The sequence below is a fragment of the Rhizobium sp. SG570 genome, assembly GCF_012275345.1.
In the GTDB taxonomy this organism is placed as follows: domain Bacteria; phylum Pseudomonadota; class Alphaproteobacteria; order Rhizobiales; family Rhizobiaceae; genus Rhizobium; species Rhizobium lusitanum.
Map to the genome: position 1 here is coordinate 382,214 of NZ_JAAZQI010000001.1, position 17,583 is coordinate 399,796.

Annotated in this window: 14 protein-coding genes; 5 read left to right on the forward strand and 9 right to left on the reverse strand. The window is 61.6% G+C overall.

The genetic code is table 11. The features are described from left to right. Positions 1-61 precede the first annotated feature (61 nt). Positions 62-1,672 (forward strand): AMP-binding protein, encoded by a 1,611-nt coding sequence (locus FHT28_RS01865; protein WP_168595440.1) that lies wholly within the window; start codon positions 62-64, stop codon positions 1,670-1,672. 38 nt (positions 1,673-1,710) lie between these two features. On the opposite strand, the gene FHT28_RS01870 is transcribed toward FHT28_RS01865, so the two are convergent. The 6 genes from FHT28_RS01870 to FHT28_RS01895 all read right to left on the reverse strand — a co-directional run bounded on the left by FHT28_RS01870 (position 1,711) and on the right by FHT28_RS01895 (position 7,731). Further along, positions 1,711-2,274: a VOC family protein gene (locus FHT28_RS01870; RefSeq protein ID WP_047562309.1), complete on the reverse strand. Its 564-nt coding sequence runs from the start codon at positions 2,272-2,274 to the stop codon at positions 1,711-1,713. An 83-nt stretch (positions 2,275-2,357) separates the two neighbouring features. Further along, complete coding sequence (locus FHT28_RS01875; RefSeq protein ID WP_168595441.1) at positions 2,358-3,212, reverse strand: ATP-binding cassette domain-containing protein; 855 nt, start codon at positions 3,210-3,212, stop codon at positions 2,358-2,360. After that, the gene (locus FHT28_RS01880) at positions 3,209-4,081 is read right to left on the reverse strand and encodes an ABC transporter ATP-binding protein (RefSeq protein WP_168595442.1); all 873 of its coding nucleotides are present in this window, start codon (positions 4,079-4,081) and stop codon (positions 3,209-3,211) included. The genes FHT28_RS01875 and FHT28_RS01880 overlap by 4 nt, the downstream gene beginning before the upstream one ends. Beyond that, entirely contained in the window at positions 4,078-4,971 is an 894-nt protein-coding gene (locus tag FHT28_RS01885) for an ABC transporter permease (RefSeq protein WP_168595443.1), read from the reverse strand. The genes FHT28_RS01880 and FHT28_RS01885 overlap by 4 nt, the downstream gene beginning before the upstream one ends. Next, a complete protein-coding gene (locus tag FHT28_RS01890; protein ID WP_168595444.1) occupies positions 4,964-5,971 on the reverse strand; it encodes an ABC transporter permease in 1,008 nt (335 codons plus the stop codon). Before FHT28_RS01890 ends, FHT28_RS01885 begins: the two co-directional genes overlap by 8 nt. A 224-nt stretch (positions 5,972-6,195) precedes the next feature. Next, the gene (locus FHT28_RS01895; protein ID WP_168595445.1) at positions 6,196-7,731 is read right to left on the reverse strand and encodes an ABC transporter substrate-binding protein; all 1,536 of its coding nucleotides are present in this window, start codon (positions 7,729-7,731) and stop codon (positions 6,196-6,198) included. A 375-nt stretch (positions 7,732-8,106) separates the two neighbouring features. On the opposite strand from FHT28_RS01895, the gene FHT28_RS01900 reads away from it, so the two are divergent. Then, positions 8,107-10,260 (forward strand): indolepyruvate ferredoxin oxidoreductase subunit alpha, encoded by a 2,154-nt coding sequence (locus FHT28_RS01900; protein WP_168595446.1) that lies wholly within the window; start codon positions 8,107-8,109, stop codon positions 10,258-10,260. Positions 10,261-10,269: 9 nt separating this feature from the next. Next, a complete protein-coding gene (locus FHT28_RS01905) occupies positions 10,270-11,829 on the forward strand; it encodes an indolepyruvate oxidoreductase subunit beta family protein (protein WP_210255662.1) in 1,560 nt (519 codons plus the stop codon). 184 nt (positions 11,830-12,013) lie between these two features. Here FHT28_RS01905 and FHT28_RS01910 read toward each other — a convergent pair whose 3' ends face one another. The 3 genes from FHT28_RS01910 to FHT28_RS01920 form a co-directional block, all read right to left on the reverse strand. Continuing rightward, complete coding sequence (locus FHT28_RS01910; protein ID WP_037195331.1) at positions 12,014-12,520, reverse strand: MarR family transcriptional regulator; 507 nt, start codon at positions 12,518-12,520, stop codon at positions 12,014-12,016. Between the two features lie 24 nt (positions 12,521-12,544). Continuing rightward, positions 12,545-14,134 (reverse strand): NAD(P)/FAD-dependent oxidoreductase, encoded by a 1,590-nt coding sequence (locus FHT28_RS01915; RefSeq protein ID WP_168595447.1) that lies wholly within the window; start codon positions 14,132-14,134, stop codon positions 12,545-12,547. Between the two features lie 77 nt (positions 14,135-14,211). Beyond that, entirely contained in the window at positions 14,212-14,994 is a 783-nt protein-coding gene (locus tag FHT28_RS01920) for a cyclase family protein (RefSeq protein WP_047562323.1), read from the reverse strand. A gap of 398 nt (positions 14,995-15,392) precedes the next feature. Here FHT28_RS01920 and FHT28_RS01925 point away from each other — a divergent pair, with 398 nt between their 5' ends. Continuing rightward, positions 15,393-16,961 (forward strand): NAD(P)/FAD-dependent oxidoreductase, encoded by a 1,569-nt coding sequence (locus FHT28_RS01925; RefSeq protein ID WP_168595448.1) that lies wholly within the window; start codon positions 15,393-15,395, stop codon positions 16,959-16,961. Between the two features lie 97 nt (positions 16,962-17,058). Continuing rightward, positions 17,059-17,574 carry a MarR family transcriptional regulator gene (locus FHT28_RS01930; RefSeq protein WP_037195324.1) on the forward strand — a complete coding sequence of 172 codons (516 nt, stop codon included), beginning with the start codon at positions 17,059-17,061 and terminating at the stop codon, positions 17,572-17,574. The last annotated feature ends 9 nt before the right edge of the window (positions 17,575-17,583 follow it).

Consider the following 17,583-nt stretch of genomic DNA (forward strand, 5'->3'; position numbering starts at 1 on the left):
CGGCTGCAGGGGAAAGCGGCGGTCCTGGCGATTTGATCGAGAAGAATGCGGGAGCAAGGCGATGCTGGGACCGACCGGTCATACCGATACATTCACGCGAGACAATCTGCCGCCCTTCGGCGAATGGCCCGAGTTGCTGATGGATGGTTTCGACTATCCCGAATGGCTGAACGCCGGCTTCGAACTCAGCGACCGGATGGTTGAGCGAGGTTTCGGCGATCATGTGGCGCTGATCGGCAACGGCCGCCGCCGCACTTATAAGGAATTGGCGGACTGGACCAACCGCATCGCCCATGCGCTTGTCGAAAATTTCGGCGTGAAGCCCGGCAATCGCGTTCTCATCCGCTCCGGCAACAACCCGGCGATGATTGCCTGCTGGCTGGCGGTGACGAAGGTCGGAGCCGTCGCCGTCAATACCATGCCGATGCTGCGGGCGGGCGAACTTTCGAAGGTCATCGACAAGGCGGAAATCTCGCTGGCGCTTTGCGATACGAGGCTGCTTGAGGAGCTTGTCGCCGCGGCCAAGGATAGCCGCTTCCTGAAGCAGGTGGTGGGCTTTGACGGCACGGCCAATCACGATGCCGAACTCGACCGCATCGCGCTCAACAAGGCGGTCCGTTTCGAAGCGGTGAAAACCGGGCGCGACGATGTGGCGCTGCTCGGCTTCACCTCGGGATCGACGGGTGTGCCGAAGGCGACGATGCATTTCCATCGAGATATCCTGATCATCGCCGATGCCTATGCGAAAGAAGTTCTGCAGGTCACGCCAGACGATGTCTTCATCGGCTCGCCGCCGATCGCCTTCACCTTCGGTCTCGGCGGTCTTGTCGTGTTCCCGCTCCGCTTCGGGGCGTCTACGGCCCTGCTTGAAAATGCCTCGCCGAAGAACATGGTCGAGATCATCCAAGAATATGGCGCGACGATCAGCTTCACCGCGCCAACTGCCTATCGCGCCATGCTGGCGGCGATGGAAGAGGGGGCAGATCTCTCCTCGCTGCGCATCGCGGTATCCGCTGGCGAGACGCTGCCCGGGCCAATCTTCGAGGAGTGGACGCGCAAGACCGGCAAGCCGATCCTCGACGGGATCGGCTCGACCGAGCTGCTGCATATCTTCATTTCGAATCGGCTCGATGATGCCAGGCCGAACTGCACTGGCAGGCCGCTGACCGGCTATGAGGCGCGCATCGTCGATGACGAGATGAACGAGGTGCCGCGCGGCACGATCGGCAAGCTGGTGGTTCGCGGGCCGATCGGCTGCCGTTATCTCGCCGACCACAGGCAGGCGGACTATGTGCGTGATGGCTGGAACATCACCGGTGACAGCTTCATCCGGGACGACGAAGGCTATTTCCATTTCGCTGCACGCTCCGACGACATCATTCTTTCCGCCGGCTACAATATTGCCGGACCGGAAGTCGAAGCGGCACTTCTGTCGCATGCCGATGTGCTGGAATGCGCTGTCATCGGCAAGCCGGACGAAGATCGGGGCAGCATTGTTCAGGCGCATGTCGTGTTGATGCCGGGTGTGAGCGGCTCGCAGCTTCTGGTCAAGGCGCTACAGGACCACGTCAAGACTGTCATTGCGCCCTATAAATATCCACGTTCGATCATTTTCGTCGACGCCTTGCCGAAGACGGAATCGGGCAAGATACAGCGCTTTCGCCTGAAATAGCCGGAGGTTCGATCAGGACGTCGTTTTCCCGCCAAATCTCACTTGCTCGGGCTCTTCGGATTCCATAGCCGTGTTTTGGCGCTTTTTTCATAGGCCATGCCCTTCGGATAGCTGATTGCTTCGAACTGCAGCCCCCATGGTGCCTGGAAGTAAAGGATCGACTGGCCAGCTGCCGGACCGTCGTCGATTGTGAATGGTCCCAGCCGCGTTTCGATGTTCTTGCTATCGAGATAGGCTTTTGCTGCCGCGATATCGTCAACGTACAGCGAGATATGAAATGCACCGACATCGCTGTTCTTCTGCTGGAGATCTCGCTGATCGGGAGCCGAATATTCGAACAGCTCGATGTTCGATCCGAAGCCACAGCGGACTTGCGTTATCTGCTTTATTTCAGCCTTGGGGTCGACGCCGAGCAGATCTTTCATGAATGTGCCCTTATCGTCGGCAAACGGCCCGAATGACATTACGACCTCGCAGCCGAGCACATTCTCGAAGAAATCGATCGCCTGCTTCATATCCGGTACCGTGAGTCCTGTATGGTCGTGACCACGAAGTCCGGGTAGCCCGGTGGCTTTTGTTGCTGCTGACACAGGGTATTTCATATTGCTTCCCTTCTGTTGCCGGTGCCGTCGCGCAGCTCGCTGCGGTTAAAATGGCAGCTTTGCGCCCCCCTGCGGGCGACTATTCAAGCACTGGATGCTTCTTCAATCAGGCTTTCGCGGCCGAGCCAGTGCGGGTCGATTTCCGGCAGGGGAATCGCATCGAGCAGCATGCGGGTATAAGCGGAAGCGGGTTCAGTGAAGACGCGCTCGCAATCGCCTTCTTCCTCGATGCGGCCGTGCCGCAGGACGTAGACGCGGTCGCAGAGAGCGCGGATGACCGAGAGGTCGTGGCTGATGAAGGCCATGGACAGGCCGAGGTCTCGCGACAGTTCCTTCAATAGGTTAAGCACCTGCGCCTGGGTCGACACGTCGAGGCCGGAAACGATCTCGTCGGCGAGCACGAAGTCCGGTTCCAGCAGGGCGGCGCGGGCAATGCCGATGCGCTGGCGCTGGCCGCCGGAAAGCTCGTGCGGATTGCGGTCGAGGCATGCTTGAGGCAGCGTCACTCGCTCGAGGATTTTGGCGACGCGGCGTTCGGCCTCCTTGCGATCCGAGGCCAGTCCGTGCAGGAGCAGCGGCTCGACCAGAATGCGGCGGATCGTATGGCGCGGGTTGAGCGAGGCCATAGGGTCCTGGAAAATCATCTGCATGCGCCGGCGCAGTGGCCGCATTTCGCTATCCGGCAGATGCGTGATGTCCCTGCTGTCGAAATGGATGCTGCCGGCGGAGACGTCGACCAGGCGCAGCAGGGCACGGCCGAGCGTCGTCTTGCCCGAGCCGCTTTCGCCGACGATGCCGACGGTCTCGCCGCGGCGGATATCGATGTCGACGCCGTGCAGCACCTTGATGCCATGGCCCGGTGGTCCGAAAAGATGCCGTTTGGCGCCATAGGTGACCTCGATGCCTCTGGCCGACATGAGATTATCGGAAGTGCTCATCGTCCGACCTCCGGAATGCCGATCTCTCGGCGCAATTGCTCGAAGACCGCCTGCGGCACCGGCGTCAGCCCGGCATCCGGCCGGTCGTAGCGCGGGCCGGCTGACAGCAGCGATTTCGTGTAGATGTGCTGCGGGCGCGCAAGCACATCGCCGGTTTTGCCCTGCTCGATGACCTTGCCGGCATAGAGCAGGGTAACGCTGTCACAGATCTGGGCGACGACGCCGAGATCGTGAGTGACGAAGATGACGGCGGTGCCATGCGCCTCCTGCAGGCCGCGGATCAGGCGCAGGATCTGCTTCTGCACGGTGACGTCAAGCGCCGTGGTCGGCTCGTCGGCGACAACCAGCTTCGGCTCCAGCGCAAAGGCGGCGGCAATCAAGATGCGTTGCCGCATGCCACCCGACAATTCATGGGGATAGGCACGCAGCACGCGCTCGGGATCGCGGATATGCACTTCTTCCAGCAATTTCAGCGCGCGCAGTCTCGCATCGCGCGACGACATACCCCGCTTCAGCCGCAGGCCATCGGTCAGTTGTGCCTCGATGCGGCGGCCAGGATTGAGCGCCGTCTGCGGGTCCTGCGGGATCAGCGAGATGTCGCTGCCCATGATATCGCGCAATTCCCTAGCGGAGAGAGTGAGAAGATCGCGATTCTCGAAAAGGATGGAGCCGCCGGTGATGCGAACGCCGCGCGGCAGGATGCCGAGCAAGGCCTTCGCGATCGTCGATTTGCCGGCGCCGCTTTCTCCGACGAGGCCGCGCACTTCGCCGCGCTCGAGCGTGACGGAGACATCTCGCAGGATCGGTGCGCCGCCGTCGCGGTCGGATACGGCGCTGAGGCCCATTATAGAGAGAAGCGTAGATGTCATCGGCGCATTACCGGATCGAGAGCGCGACGCAGGCCGTCGCCGAGTTGATTGAAGGCAAGTACAGTCGCGAAGAGGGCGATCAGCGGCACGACCAGCACCCACCAGCCTTGGTAGATCATCTGCCTGCCCTCGGCGATCATGCCGCCCCAGGTCGGCGTGTCCGAGGAGACGGAGAGGCCGACGAAGGACAGGATGGCCTCGACGATGACAGCGATGCCCATCTCAAGGCTGACAAGCGCGATCAGCACCGGCATGACATTGGGCAGGATCTCGCTGAAGAGAATCTTCGCCCGCGAAAAGCCGATCGTATGGGCGGCCGTCACGTAGTCCATCTGCGCCTGCGCCTGGGTTTCGGAGCGCACGACGCGACAGAAGCGGGTCCAGTCGATGATGACGATGGCGGCGATGACCGAATGCACGCCCGAGCCGAAGACAGCGACCAGCAGGATCGACAAGAGCACCGGCGGGAAGGCCATCCAGATATCGACCAGGCGCGAGATCGCCCTGTCGATCCAGCCGCCATACCAGCCGGCGAGAAGGCCGAGCAACGTGCCGATGAATGCCGCAAGCCCTGCCGCGACGAAGGCGACCGTCAATGCGATACGCGTGCCGAAGATGACGCGGGACAGGACGTCTCGGCCCAGATCGTCCGTGCCCAGCAGGAAGCCTGGATCGGAGCCGTCGACCCAGACCGGCGGCAAGGTGCCGGACATGAGATCCTGCTCCAGCGGATCCTTCGGCGCGAGATAGGGCGCGAAAACAGCGAGAATGATCAGGACGAGGATGAAGCCGCCGCCGAAGATCACCTTCGGCTCGGAGAGCAATGCACGAACCCGTTTCGCCACTCTGGAGGGCGGGCTTGGCATGGCGGGCGAGATGACGTCAGCCATGGGTGAGCCTCGGATTGAAGGCCGCGACCAGCAGGTCAACTGCCAGGTTGACGAGGATGAAGAGAGCGCCGAAGACCAAGACGAGCCCCTGGATGAGCGGCAGGTCGCGGTTGATGACCGCGTCGATCGCCATGTTTCCGATGCCGGGATAGGCGAAGATGCGCTCGACGATGACGGTGCCGCCGATCAGGAAAGTGAATTGTACGCCGGTGAGCGCGATCGTCGGGCCGACGGCGTTACGCAACGCTTCCTGCAGCACCAGCCGCAGGTCGGACATGCCCTTCAGCTTGGCGAGCAGGATATAGTCCTGCACCATGGCTTCAGAGAGTGCGGCCTTCAGCACGCGGGCGATGATGGCCGCCAACGGCAGGCCGAGCGCCAGCACCGGCATGACCATATGGGCTGATATATCGGCAAAGACGCGGAAGCGGAGGGTGAGCAGGCTTTCGATGAGATAGAAGGGGGTCGCGAATTGCACGTCCGTGCTTGGATCGATGCGGCCGGAAAGCGGGAAGAGCGGAAACAGCACGCCGAGGACCAGAACCAGCGCCAGCGCCCAGACGAAATCCGGCACGGCAAGGAAGAGGCCGTTGAGGCTGTCGAGGATCGGTTCGAGGATGGTGCGGCGGGCGAGTGTGCCGATGATGGCGACAGCGCCGCCGAGAAGGACCGCGAGTACGAGGGCCGCAAAAGCCAGTTCCAGCGTCGCCGGCAGGCGCTCTCCCAAGAGCGATAACACATCGCGTTTCAGCGAGATCGAGGTGCCGAAATCACCCGCCAGCACCGACTTCAGCCAGATGCCGAATTGGGTGGTCAGGCTTGCGTCGAGGCCGTAGTGGGCGCGGAGCGCGGCGATATCGGCGGGGCTAGCGCCCGGTGAGATCATCATGGCGATGGGATCGCCCGGCACGACCCGCAGGAGCACGAACACGATCAACGCCACGCCGAAGAGCGTGGCGGCGGCCATGATCAGGCGGTTGAGAATGGAGACTGCTATCATTCGTTATGAATTCCGATCGCACGGCTGGTGGTGATGGAGAGCCCCAAGCCCCTCATCCGCCCTGTCGGGCACCTTCTCCCCGTTTTGAAGGGGAGAAGGGAAGACGCACCTACAGCCTACCCCTAACGACATGTTCCGGCGAGGATACAAAGATCGTTCCCTCTCCCCGCGAGCGGGGAGAGGGCTAGGGTGAGGGGCCGGGCTACACGTTCAAAGCTGGACGATCAACCCTTCGACACCAGCGTCGGCTGCAGCGCGCCGGAAACGTTCGGCGTCACCTTCAGGCTCGATTTATAGACGATCGGCTGAACATATTGCAGCAGCGGGATCACATAGCCCTGTTCTGCAATGTACTTGATTGCAGCCTTCCAGCCGGCGATGCGCTTCGCTTCGTCCTTTTCCACCCAGAGCGGACCCAGCATGTCGTCGACATCCTTGGTCTTCCAGGCCGAGTGCGGGGAGGGGCCGAACATGGCGAAGCCGGTCGATGTCGTGGGGTCGCCGATGGCGTTGCCCCAGTTATAGAAGGCGGCGGGGCCGAGCTGGTGGGCGGCGCGCAGTTCGTAATGCTTGGCGATTTCGTAGACTTCGATTTCCGCCTCGATGCCGACCTTGCGCCACATGCCGACGATCGCCTGGATCATCTCGTAATCCTTCGGCTTGAAGCCGCGGGTCGTCTTGATGCCGAACTTGACCGGCTTTGCCGGCGAATAGCCGCTGGCCGCCAGTAGCTTCTTCGCCTGTTCCGGATCATAGGGGATCTTGATCGAGGCGTCGTAGGCTTCGTATTCCGGTGCTTCCAGCGTCGAAAGCGGCTTGCCGTAGCCGCGCAGCAGACGCTTGATGATCGCTTCCTTGTCGATCGCCAGGTTGGCAGCGAGGCGGACGTTCTTGTCGAGCATCGGGTCGACGTTGCTGATGAAGATCATGCCGATATCGGAGATCGGCGTGGCAACGCCTGCAAGTCCGGACTTCTTCCTCAGCCGGTCGAAATCCTCATAGGGGATTTCCAGCGTCACGTCCGACGAGCCGGATTCGATTTCGGCGACGCGGCTCGTGGTGTCGGGCACGAACTTGAAGATGACCGTATCGAAAGCCGGCTTGCCGCCGAAATAGTTGGGGTTCGCCTTCAGGCGCAGATAGGAATTGCCCTCATAGGCGTCGACCATATAGGGGCCGGTACCTACAGGCTTCTTCTCGAAGCCTTGTGCGCCCACTTTGGTATAATAGTCCTTCGGCAGAACATAGCCGGTGAGGAAAGCCATCCACTTGAAGTAAGTGGGTTCGAAGCGAACGACATCGCCGGTGATACGGTTGCCTTCCACCTTATAATTATTGGCCGTCGACCAGATGAACTGGATCGGGTTGCCGGTTTCCTGCTTGGCGGCGCGCTCCAGCGACCAGACGATGTCGTCGGGCGTAAACTTGGAGCCGTCATGCCAGGTAACGCCCTCGCGAACGTCCATCCAAACCTTGGTCTTGTCGTCGTTCCAGCCCCAGGCGGTCAAAAGGCCCGGCTGGAATTTCAGGTCCGGCCCCTGGGCGATGAACTGGTCGAAGACCGAGCGATAGATCGCCTGGATCGACGGATTGACCGCCGACGGTCCTGTGGTCGGATCGAAAGAAGGTAGGTTGACGTTGTAAGCGATGGTCAGCGTGCCGGCTTCGGCGGCTTCCACATGCGTCCTGCCCGCGAGAACCCCAGTAATGAATGCGGCTGCGCCGAGGCTCAAGGCCTCGCGCCGAGTAAGCGTTGTCATGGTCACTCCGTTCCCCTGTTAAGCGGCAGAAAAGCATGACGCCCGCCTGCCGCTGGCGATTTATTGTCGGAATGTTTTAATCCTAAAATAAGTATTTCGGAGCGGCAAGCGCTTTCTCTGAGCGTCTCACAAAATCCAGGCCTTCATTTTTCAGCGCGCCTCGTAATGCGCCCATATTTCATGCATTTGCATATATATGCGCTTTCACCCACGATTTCTTCGTGGCGCTTTCGGAATCGGACGGCACAGTTCTGCGGCTTGAGCGCCAATCAACCCCTCGAAGTCTCATATTTGTTCGTTGACAGCTCGAGGAAGTTCAAAATATGATTTTGCAAATGATTTAAAAGAAGCCCATAGGGCAAAGGGGTAACGTCTATGGCCGAGCGGTCTTTTGCGCGCGAGGTCGAGGATCTGAAGCTCGGGGAAGGCGATATCTTCCGCGGCGAGGGTATTCTCGCGATCACCAAGGCACTCCTGCAATCCGGCGTGTCCTATGTCGGCGGCTATCAGGGCTCGCCGATCTCCCATCTCATGGACGTGCTCGCTGACGCCAAGGACGTGATGGAGGATCTGGGCGTCCATTTCGAGACCTCGGCATCGGAAGCGGCGGCTGCCGCCATGCTTTCGGCTTCCGTGATGTATCCGGTGCGTGGCGCCGTCACCTGGAAATCGACGGCGGGGACAAATGTCGCCTCCGATGCACTCTCCAACCTGTCCTCGGGTGGGGTCACCGGCGGTGCGCTGATCATTATCGGCGAAGACTACGGTGAGGGTTCCTCGATCATGCAGGAGCGCAGCCATGCCTATGCGATGAAATCGCAGATGTGGCTGCTCAACCCGCGCCCGAACCTGCCATCGATCGTGCGGGCGGTGGAGGAGGGTTTCGAGCTTTCGGAGGCCTCCAATACGCCCGTCATGCTGCAGGTCGGCATTCGCAGCTGTCATGTGCACGGCCAGTTCGTCGCCAAGGACAACAAGCGGCCGGCCTATACGTTGAAGCAGGCGCTGGAAAATCCGATCCGCGATGTCAACCGCATCGTGCTGCCGCCGGCCTCCTTCCTGCATGAGAAGGAGAAGCTGGAGAAGCGCTGGCCGGCTGCCGTCGAGTTCATCAAGAGGCGCCAGCTCAACGAGTATTTCGGTCCGTCCGAAGGCGAGGTCGGCATCATCCTGCTCGGTGGTGCGTATAATGGCGTCATGCGGGCGCTGCAGCAGCTCGGCCTTGCCGATGTCTACGGCAATTCCGCCGTGCCGCTCTACGTGCTGAACGTCGCCTATCCGCTGATCGACGATCAGATGGCCGAGTTCTGCGCCAATAAGAAAGCGGTTCTGCTGGTCGAGGAGGGTGCGCCCGAATACATCGAGCAGTCGCTCAACACCATCCTGCGGCGCCGCGATATCCAGACGAAGATTTCCGGCAAGGATGTCCTGCCGATGGGCGGAGAATATACCGCGCCTGTCCTGATGAAGGGCATCAAGAATTTCCTGGAGACACATCAGCGCGTGCTGCTCGGCAACCAGCCGCCACTGCCGGATCCGTCGCCGATCCTCAACGATCCGAAGATCAAGGCGCTCGCCGAAGTCGTGCCGCCGCGCCCGCCGGGCTTCTGCATTGGCTGTCCCGAGCGGCCGATCTTCGCCGCGATGAAGATGGTAGAGGGCGAACTCGGTCAGCATCACATCTCCGGCGATATCGGCTGCCACCTGTTCTCGATCCTGCCGCCGTTCAACCTGGGCAGTACGACCATGGGCTACGGTCTCGGCCCGGCGGCGGCCTCGGCCTTCAATGTCGCCGCCGACAAGCGCGCGATCTCGGTCATGGGCGATGGCGGCTTCTGGCACAATGGTTTGGCGACTTCCGTCGGCAATGCCGTCTTCAACAAGCAGGACGGCGTCATCCTCGTTGTCGACAATTTTTATTCGGCCGCGACTGGCGGGCAGGACATCCCGTCATCGCGGGCGTTGAACCCACGCCGCAAGACCAATAATTCCATCGTCAATGCGGTCAAGGGCATCGGCGCGACCTGGGTCCGCCAGATCGACCGCACCTATGACGTCGCCAAGATGCGTGACACGCTGCGCGAGGCGCTGACCTCGAAGGAGCCGGGGCCGAAGATCATCGTCGCTTCCTCGGAATGCATGCTGAACAAGCAGCGCCGGGTGAAGCCGCTGTTTGCCAAGGCTGTCAAGGACGGCAAGCGCATGGTCAAGGAGCGGTTCGGCGTCGATGAGGACGTCTGCACCGGCGATCACGCCTGCATCCGGCTTTCCGGCTGTCCGTCGCTGTCGGTCAAGCATACCGACGATCCGCTGAAGGATGATCCGGTGGCGGCGATCGACAATAATTGCGTCGGCTGCGGCAATTGCGGCGAAGTCGCGGAGGCTGCGGTGCTCTGTCCCTCCTTCTATCGCGCCGATATTATTCATAACCCCACGGGTTGGGACCGCTTCGCCGCCCGCTTGCGTTCCGCCGTGATCGGCTGGCTGCAGGCGCGTCGCCGCGCCGGCCGCATCGTCTTTTCGGATTGAGAGGGCGATATGAACGAGCATGTGAGCATGAGTGACCTCGGCGCCAGCCGCCTTTCGACGGACAAGCCATTGTCGCTTGCCATTCTCGCCATGGGCGGGCAGGGCGGCGGCGTGCTGGCCGACTGGATCGTCGGTCTTGCGGAGGCCGAAGGCTGGATGGCGCAGACGACGTCTGTGCCCGGCGTGGCGCAGCGAACGGGCGCGACGATCTACTATATCGAGATGCTGCCGGCGAGGGACGGTCACGCGCCGATCTTTTCGCTGATGCCGACGCCGGGCGATGTCGATGTCGTCATGGCGGCCGAGCTGATGGAGGCCGGCCGCTCCGTCCTGCGCGGTCTGGTTACGCCAGACAAGACCGTGCTGATCGCTTCGACGCATCGATCCTTCGCGGTCGGCGAGAAGGAAAAGCCGGGCGACGGCATCGGCAATCCCGAAGTCGTGGTCGAAGCAACGGATTTCGCCGCCAAGCGCACCATCGCCTTCGATATGGAGACGCTGGCCATCAAGAACGGCAGCGTCATTTCGGCTTCCATGTTCGGCGCTCTGGCTGGTTCGGGGGCGCTTCCTTTCGCAAAGCAAGCTTTCGAAGCGATGATCCGCGCCGGCGGCAAGGGTATCGAGCCGAGCCTCAAGGCGTTCAACGCCGCCTTCGACCGAGTCAAGGACAAACCGCGCGATGCCGTTTCCGCAACCCCGCCAAAGCATTTTGACGTTTTGCCCGAGACGGCCGGCCATCCGTCGCTGGACCGGCTGGTCAATCGCATCCGCACCGAGTTTCCAGAAATGGCTCACCCGCTGCTGTTTGCCGGTGCGAAGAGACTGACAGACTATCAGGACCCCGCTTACGCCGACGAATATCTGAGCCGTGTCGCGGCACTTCATGCGCTCGACCGCAAGGCCGGCGGCGCGAACAAGGATTTTGCCTTCACCGTGCAGGCGGCGAAATATGTCGCCGTCGCCATGGCTTACGACGATGTCATCCGCGTTGCCGATCTCAAGGTGCGCGCATCGCGCTTCGAGCGGGTGCGCAAGGAGGTCGGCGCCAAGGACGATCAGATCGTCTACATGACCGAATACATGCATCCGCGCATGGAGGAAGTCTGCGGCACGATGCCTAAGGGTCTCGGCCTTTGGATCGAAAACCGGCCGAAGCTCTTCGGTCGTCTCGATCGCATGGTCAACAAGGGCCGCCGTGTGCAGACAGGAACGCTCTTCTGGTTCCTCAGCCTCTATATTGTCTCGGCCCTGCGCCGCACCCGTCGCGGCACTCTGCGGCACATGCGCGAAGTCGAGCATCGCGAAGCCTGGCTTGTGGCAGCGACCAACCTGCTTGGCGTGAACTACGATCTCGCCGTCGAGGTGCTGAACAATCGCCGCCTGGTCAAAGGCTATTCCGATACGCATGCGCGCGGCCTGTCGAAATTCGATCGGGTGATGTCGGCGCTGCCGATGCTGCGCGACCGCGAGGATGGAGCCGCCTGGATGAAGCGGTTGCGGCAGGCGGCGTTGCTGGACGAGAATGGGGCTGCGCTGGACGGGGCGCTGAAGACGGTGGAGACTTTGTAAAGGGTGTATTTCAGCCCATCCTGGTTCGAGGCTCGGGTCCTTCTGCCCTCCGCACCTCACCATGAGGGCTACCCTTTGTGTCACCCGCGCAATTCGCTCCGCCTCATCCTGAGGTGCCTCTTGATGCGCGGCCGAAAGATGCCTCGAAGGACGGGGCTGCCACGGGCGTCACCTCGATCTCAGTTCAAATCTCATGCTTCCTGATATTATGCAGCACCTTGTGCAGCGTCGAAATAAATGCGCGATATTCGGCCTCCTCGACGCCGTCGAACATCTGCAGGAACAGGTCGTACATGGTCGGCCACACCTTCTCGAAGGCGGCGCGGCCTTCTTCGGTGATGGAAACGTCGCGGATGCGCATGTCCTCGGCGCGTGGCTGGCGGCGGATGAAGCCCTGCCGCTCGAGCGAGTCCAATGTGCGGCTCATCGTCGATTGCTCGGTGACGGCGAAGACGGAGAGTTCGTTGATCGTAACGCTGGAGGAGACGCTGAGCACGGCAAGCGCCCGCATCTTGGCGGTCGTCATGTCGTATTCGCGCAGCTCGTCCGACAGGTTGGCGTTCCAGCGGGCCATCAACCGGTTCATCAGATAGGGCGCGAAGTGATTGAGGCCTATTTCGCCCATGGTCGGACGTTTTACGGGCTCCTCCCGACTACGCCTTAAAACAGTGCCTGAAAATCGCTCCTCCATCGACGATACTCCTCCTGAAACGTGTTACTTCAGCGATGATGCGAGGAGGAAGCCTGAGCCTCCGCCGAGCCCGGCTCCCGGGTGCGCCGAGGCGCCGATATGGTATAGGCCTGATATGTGGGTGCGGTGGTTAACAGATGACTTGAAGGGGCGCCAGATGAAAAACTGGTCCAGGCCGCAATAGCCGCCATAGGGGTCGCCGCCGACAAGGTTCACGTTCATGGCTTCCAGATCACCCGGCGAATAGGCGCGGCGCGCGAGCTTTATACCGGAGAAATTCTCGATATGGCTTTCGAGCAGCGCCTCGACGCGGTCGGCATAGAGCTCGCGCACCTCTTCCGTCCAGCAGCCGTCCTTCGGCGTTGCGATCTCGCCCGCGGCGTCTCCCTTGATATGGCGCGGCGCTTCGGGAAGCTGCAGCCAGAGGATCGATTTACCCTCCGGTGCGCGGCTGGGATCGAGGGAGACGGGCTGGCCGACGCAGACAGTGGGTTCAGCTGGCAGCAGTCCGCGCTCGCATTCATTGGCGGCGCGGGAGACACCGTCGAGACCAGGCGTCAGATGCAGCAGCGCCACCTTGCCGAGCTCGGCATCGGCCTTCCAGCGCGGCGGCGCGGAGAGGGCATAGTGGATCTGCATGTCGCCCTTGCCGTAGCGATAGCTCGCAACGCCGGCCTTGATCTCAGTCGGCAGCGGGTCGGGCCAGTCCTTCATCAGCCGTTCGTAGAGCTGGTTGGGCGTTACCGAACATATCACGCCGGCCTTGGCTTTCAGCGTTTCGCCGCCTGCAAGGCGCACGCCGTCGGCGCGGCGATTGGCGCCGGGAATGATGGCTTCGACGTCGGCGCTGATGCGGATCTCGCCGCCATTATCCTTGATCAGCCGTTCGAAGGCCGTCAGCAATGTTCCCGCACCGCCCTTGACGATCGGCGCGCCGCCAAGCTCCAGCGCAAAGCCGATGACCTTCAGCATTTCGGCGGAATAGGCGCTTTCGGGCCCCAGGCCGCAATGCAGGACCCAGGGGGCCCAGAGCGCATGAATATCCTCGGAGCGATAGCTGGTCTCCAGATAGCCGCGGGCCGGTGTCAGGGCTTCACCGAACCAGGCCGCAAGCTTGCGCAGGCCGCGATTCCAGCCTTGGCCGGCAACGTTTTTCAGGGTCGATCCCGACCAGAGTGCACCACCGAGCAGGGAAAACAGGAAGGGGGCATCGGCGGCGAGCGCGTCCATCTCGCGAGAGAAGGTCTGCCCGTCGCCGAGCGACAATTCATCGAAGGTGGCGATGTTCCGTCGCCTGTCCTTGGAAAAGATCACATGCGAGCCATCCGGCCTCAGCACGCCTGTGGGAAGGTCGGCATGGGCAAATTCCAGGCCGCGGGCCTCGAGATCCTTGCCGATGGCGCTATAGGCCGGCGAGGTGAGGAACAGCACCATGGTCGTCGCCATGACGTCGTGGATGAAGCCGGGCTCGGTGATCTCCTCTGTGCGCAGACAGCCGCCGATGCGGTCGTTGCGCTCAAGGAGGAGCACCTTGTGGCCCTTCTTGCCGAGCATTGCGGCCGCGACAAGCGCATTTATGCCGCTGCCGACGATGATGTAGTCATGATCGCCCATTGCCGTTGCCCCTCATAGGCAAGGAGTGTGGAAAGGAGGAGCTTAATTCGCCCCTGGAGTCCAGCCTTCCCAACCTATCATGCGATAAGTGCCAGTGCACGGACCGGTGAACCCGTGCCCTTGACGAACTTCAGCGGTGCGGCGATCAGCACGGCGCCCTTGGCGGGGAGCTGATCGAGATTGGAGAGGCTGGCGAGGCCATAGCGGTTGGCCTTGTGCATGAGGTTATGGGCCGGGAAGGGCGGGTTCATTCCGCCGGCGGAACCGGCGTCGGTACCGATGGTTTCCGAGCCCCAGCCGATAATGCCCTTGGTCAGAAGATATTCGATCGCCTCGGCGGTCGGGCCGGGAGAATGTGGGCCGTTCTCATCGGCGTTCAGGAAGGTTTCCGTCGAGCCGTTGCGCTTGTACCAGTCGGTGCGCAGCAGCACCCAGCTGCCGGCCTCGATCGCGCCATTCTGTGCTTCCCATTCCTTGATGCTGTCAACCGTCAGCAGATAGTCCGGATTGGCGGCGGCTTCCTTGGAACGGTCGATAACGTTGACCGGTGCGACGAAATTCTGCGTCGGTATGGTGTCGGTCGTGTTGTTCGGATTGTCCTTGCCGGTGATCCAGTGGCAGGGGGCGTCGAAATGCGTGCCGGTATGTTCGCCGAGTTCCAGCCAGTTCCAGGCCCAAAAGGGGCCGTCCTCGTTATATTCCGAAATCGTATGGACCTTGACCGACGGCGTGTTCTTGCCGAACTGTGGTGGCAGGTAGAGTACCGGTGTTTCAGGGCCGAGCGGCGCTGTGAGATCGACGACCTTGATGGAGCCTGAAAGCAGGGCCGAGGCCAGGCTGGAAAGTGTGGTGGCGGTCATAGATTGCGTTCCCCTTGTTGTCGCGTGACCCCATGCGAAGAGCCGCATTGCGGGCCTCCGTCCAGGATCGAGCTTGAAGCCATCTTCGCCAGGCGCAGGGGTGCCTTTCCTCCAGGCACCGGGTCCGCGCGGCGGCGGAATGAAGGGAGCCTATGTTACAATATATGATATTGCAAGCATTCCGGCATGGTCTCCAGGCCCAAAATCGACCCATATCCGGCGGGCTAGCGGGTGTTTGTAAGGCGCTGAAACTAAACGTGAATCTCTGAGGTTGATTGCGATTATACTACTCAAGATTGTTTCTTTTCTTTGCGATTCGCGTTGATTGGTACTTGAAGCTTAAAACTCAAGATGTATGCATGTGACAATAATAATCACCGGCGAAAGAGGGGCAATCGATGAGCTATGATGCGATCATAGTGGGGGCGGGCCACAATGGCCTGGCAGCGGCGGTGCATCTGGCGGCGAAGGGCTGGAAGGTTGCCGTCATCGAGGGCAATGCCGAGCCGGGTGGAGCGGTGAAAACCCGCGAGGTGACGCTGCCCGGCTTCCGCCACGATCTCTGTGCCATGAACCTCTCCATGTTCGCCGGCTCGGCCTTTTTTGCGCAATACAAGAACGAGCTTTCGGCCGAAGGTCTCAATTTCGTGCCCGCGGCGGATTGCTTTGCCAGCGTCTTTCGCGACGGCACCTTTCTCGGCGTCAGCACCGATCTCGAAAAGACCACCGGCGCCATTGCCGACATATCGCCGCAGGATGCAGCCGCGTGGCGGCACATGCTGTCGGAGTTCGGTGCGGATGCGCCTCATATCTTCGGCCTGCTCGGTTCGCCGATGCCTTCGATGGCGGCCGCCAGGGTCGTTTGGAAGGCATGGCGCGAAAAGGGAAGCGGCTGGCTGTACGACACGGCGCGCATGCTGTTTGCCTCGCCGCGCGACTTTCTCGACGCCCGTTTCCAGAACGCCAAGCTCAAGACGATGATGGCCGCCTGGGGACTACATCTCGACTTCGCGCCCGATGTCGCCGGTGGCGCGCTGTTTCCCTATCTCGAATCCATGGCCAACCAGGCCTTCGGCATGGTGATCGGCAAGGGTGGGGCCGATACGATCGTCGAGGCGATGGCGGCCGTGCTGAAAAGCAAGGGCGGCGAGCTTATGCTCGGGACGCGCGTCGACAAGATCGTCACGTCAGGTAGGAAGGCGACCGGCGTCATCCTCGCCGACGGCCGTCGCTATGAATCCAGGCGCGCCGTCATTGCCAATGTCCATCCGCAGATCCTGTTCGGCAAGCTTCTCGATCGGGAGCCGTCGCGCCAGGAATTCGATAACAAAGTCTCGCGCTTCCGGGCTGGTCCAGGGACGATGATGATCCACCTGGCGCTGTCGGGGCTTCCGGACTGGACGGCGGGCAAGGCGCTCCAGAATTTCGCCTATGTCCATATAGCGCCAGATCTCGAGATGATGTCGCGCGTCTATGCCGAGGCGATGGGCGGCTTGTTACCCGCCGAGCCGGCCCTTGTCGTCGGACAGCCGACGGCCATCGACCCGTCGCGCGCTCCGACCGGGCAGCATGTGCTCTGGATCCAGGTGCGTGTCCTGCCGGCGGAATTCCGCGGCGATGCGGCGGGGGAAATCAGCGGTGCGAACTGGGACGAGATCAAGGATGTCTACGCAGAACGCGTTCTCGATATCGTCGAGCGCTACGCGCCCGGCCTGCGCGGCAAGATACTGGGACGATCCGTGTTTTCGCCCCTCGATCTCGAACGGGAGAACCCGAATCTCATCGGCGGCGACAATCTCTCCGGCAGCCATCACCTCGACCAGAACTTCCTGTTCCGACCCGTCGCGGGCTACTCGCGCTACAGGACGCCTGTGGGGTCGCTGTTCATGTGCGGAGCCTCCACCTGGCCCGGCGCGGGCACCGGCGCCGGTTCCGGTTTCATGCTGGGGAAAATGCTGGCCAAGTGACGACCAACGGACTTGACGCGTAAACCTTTGACATTTCAAATGTCGGCCCCTAGATCGTTCATATAAGCAATGCAAAGCGGTGGGTTTAGCTGACGTGATGACAGAGCCTGAGAGTGCAGCCGTCGACCTGGAAATCATTGTTCAGGGAGCGCAGGAAGGCAAAAAGCAGGAGCTGCGACTCTGGCTGCGCATGCTGTCGACCACCAAGCTGGTCTCGCAGGAAATTCGCCGCCGGCTGCGCAACGAGTTCGGCGCGACCCTGCCGCAATTCGACCTGATGGCGCAGCTCTATCGCGAACGCGACGGCCTGCGCCTCGGCGAGCTTTCCAAGCGCACCATGGTCACCAACGGCAATGTCACAGGCCTGGTCGAGCGGCTGGAAACGGACGGGCTGGTCTTGCGCGTCACGCCTGACGGCGACCGGCGCGTGACGGTCGCGAAGCTGACCGCGAAGGGCGAGACGATCTTCGGCGCCATGGCTGTCGCCCATGAAGGTTGGCTGCGCGATATGATGGCGGATGTCGATCCCGCCATCGTCAGCGAGCTCTGGCAGGATATCGGTGCGGTGAAGTCGTCGGTGAGCAACCACCTTTCAGGCGGTGACTTCGATTGATGGCCGGCT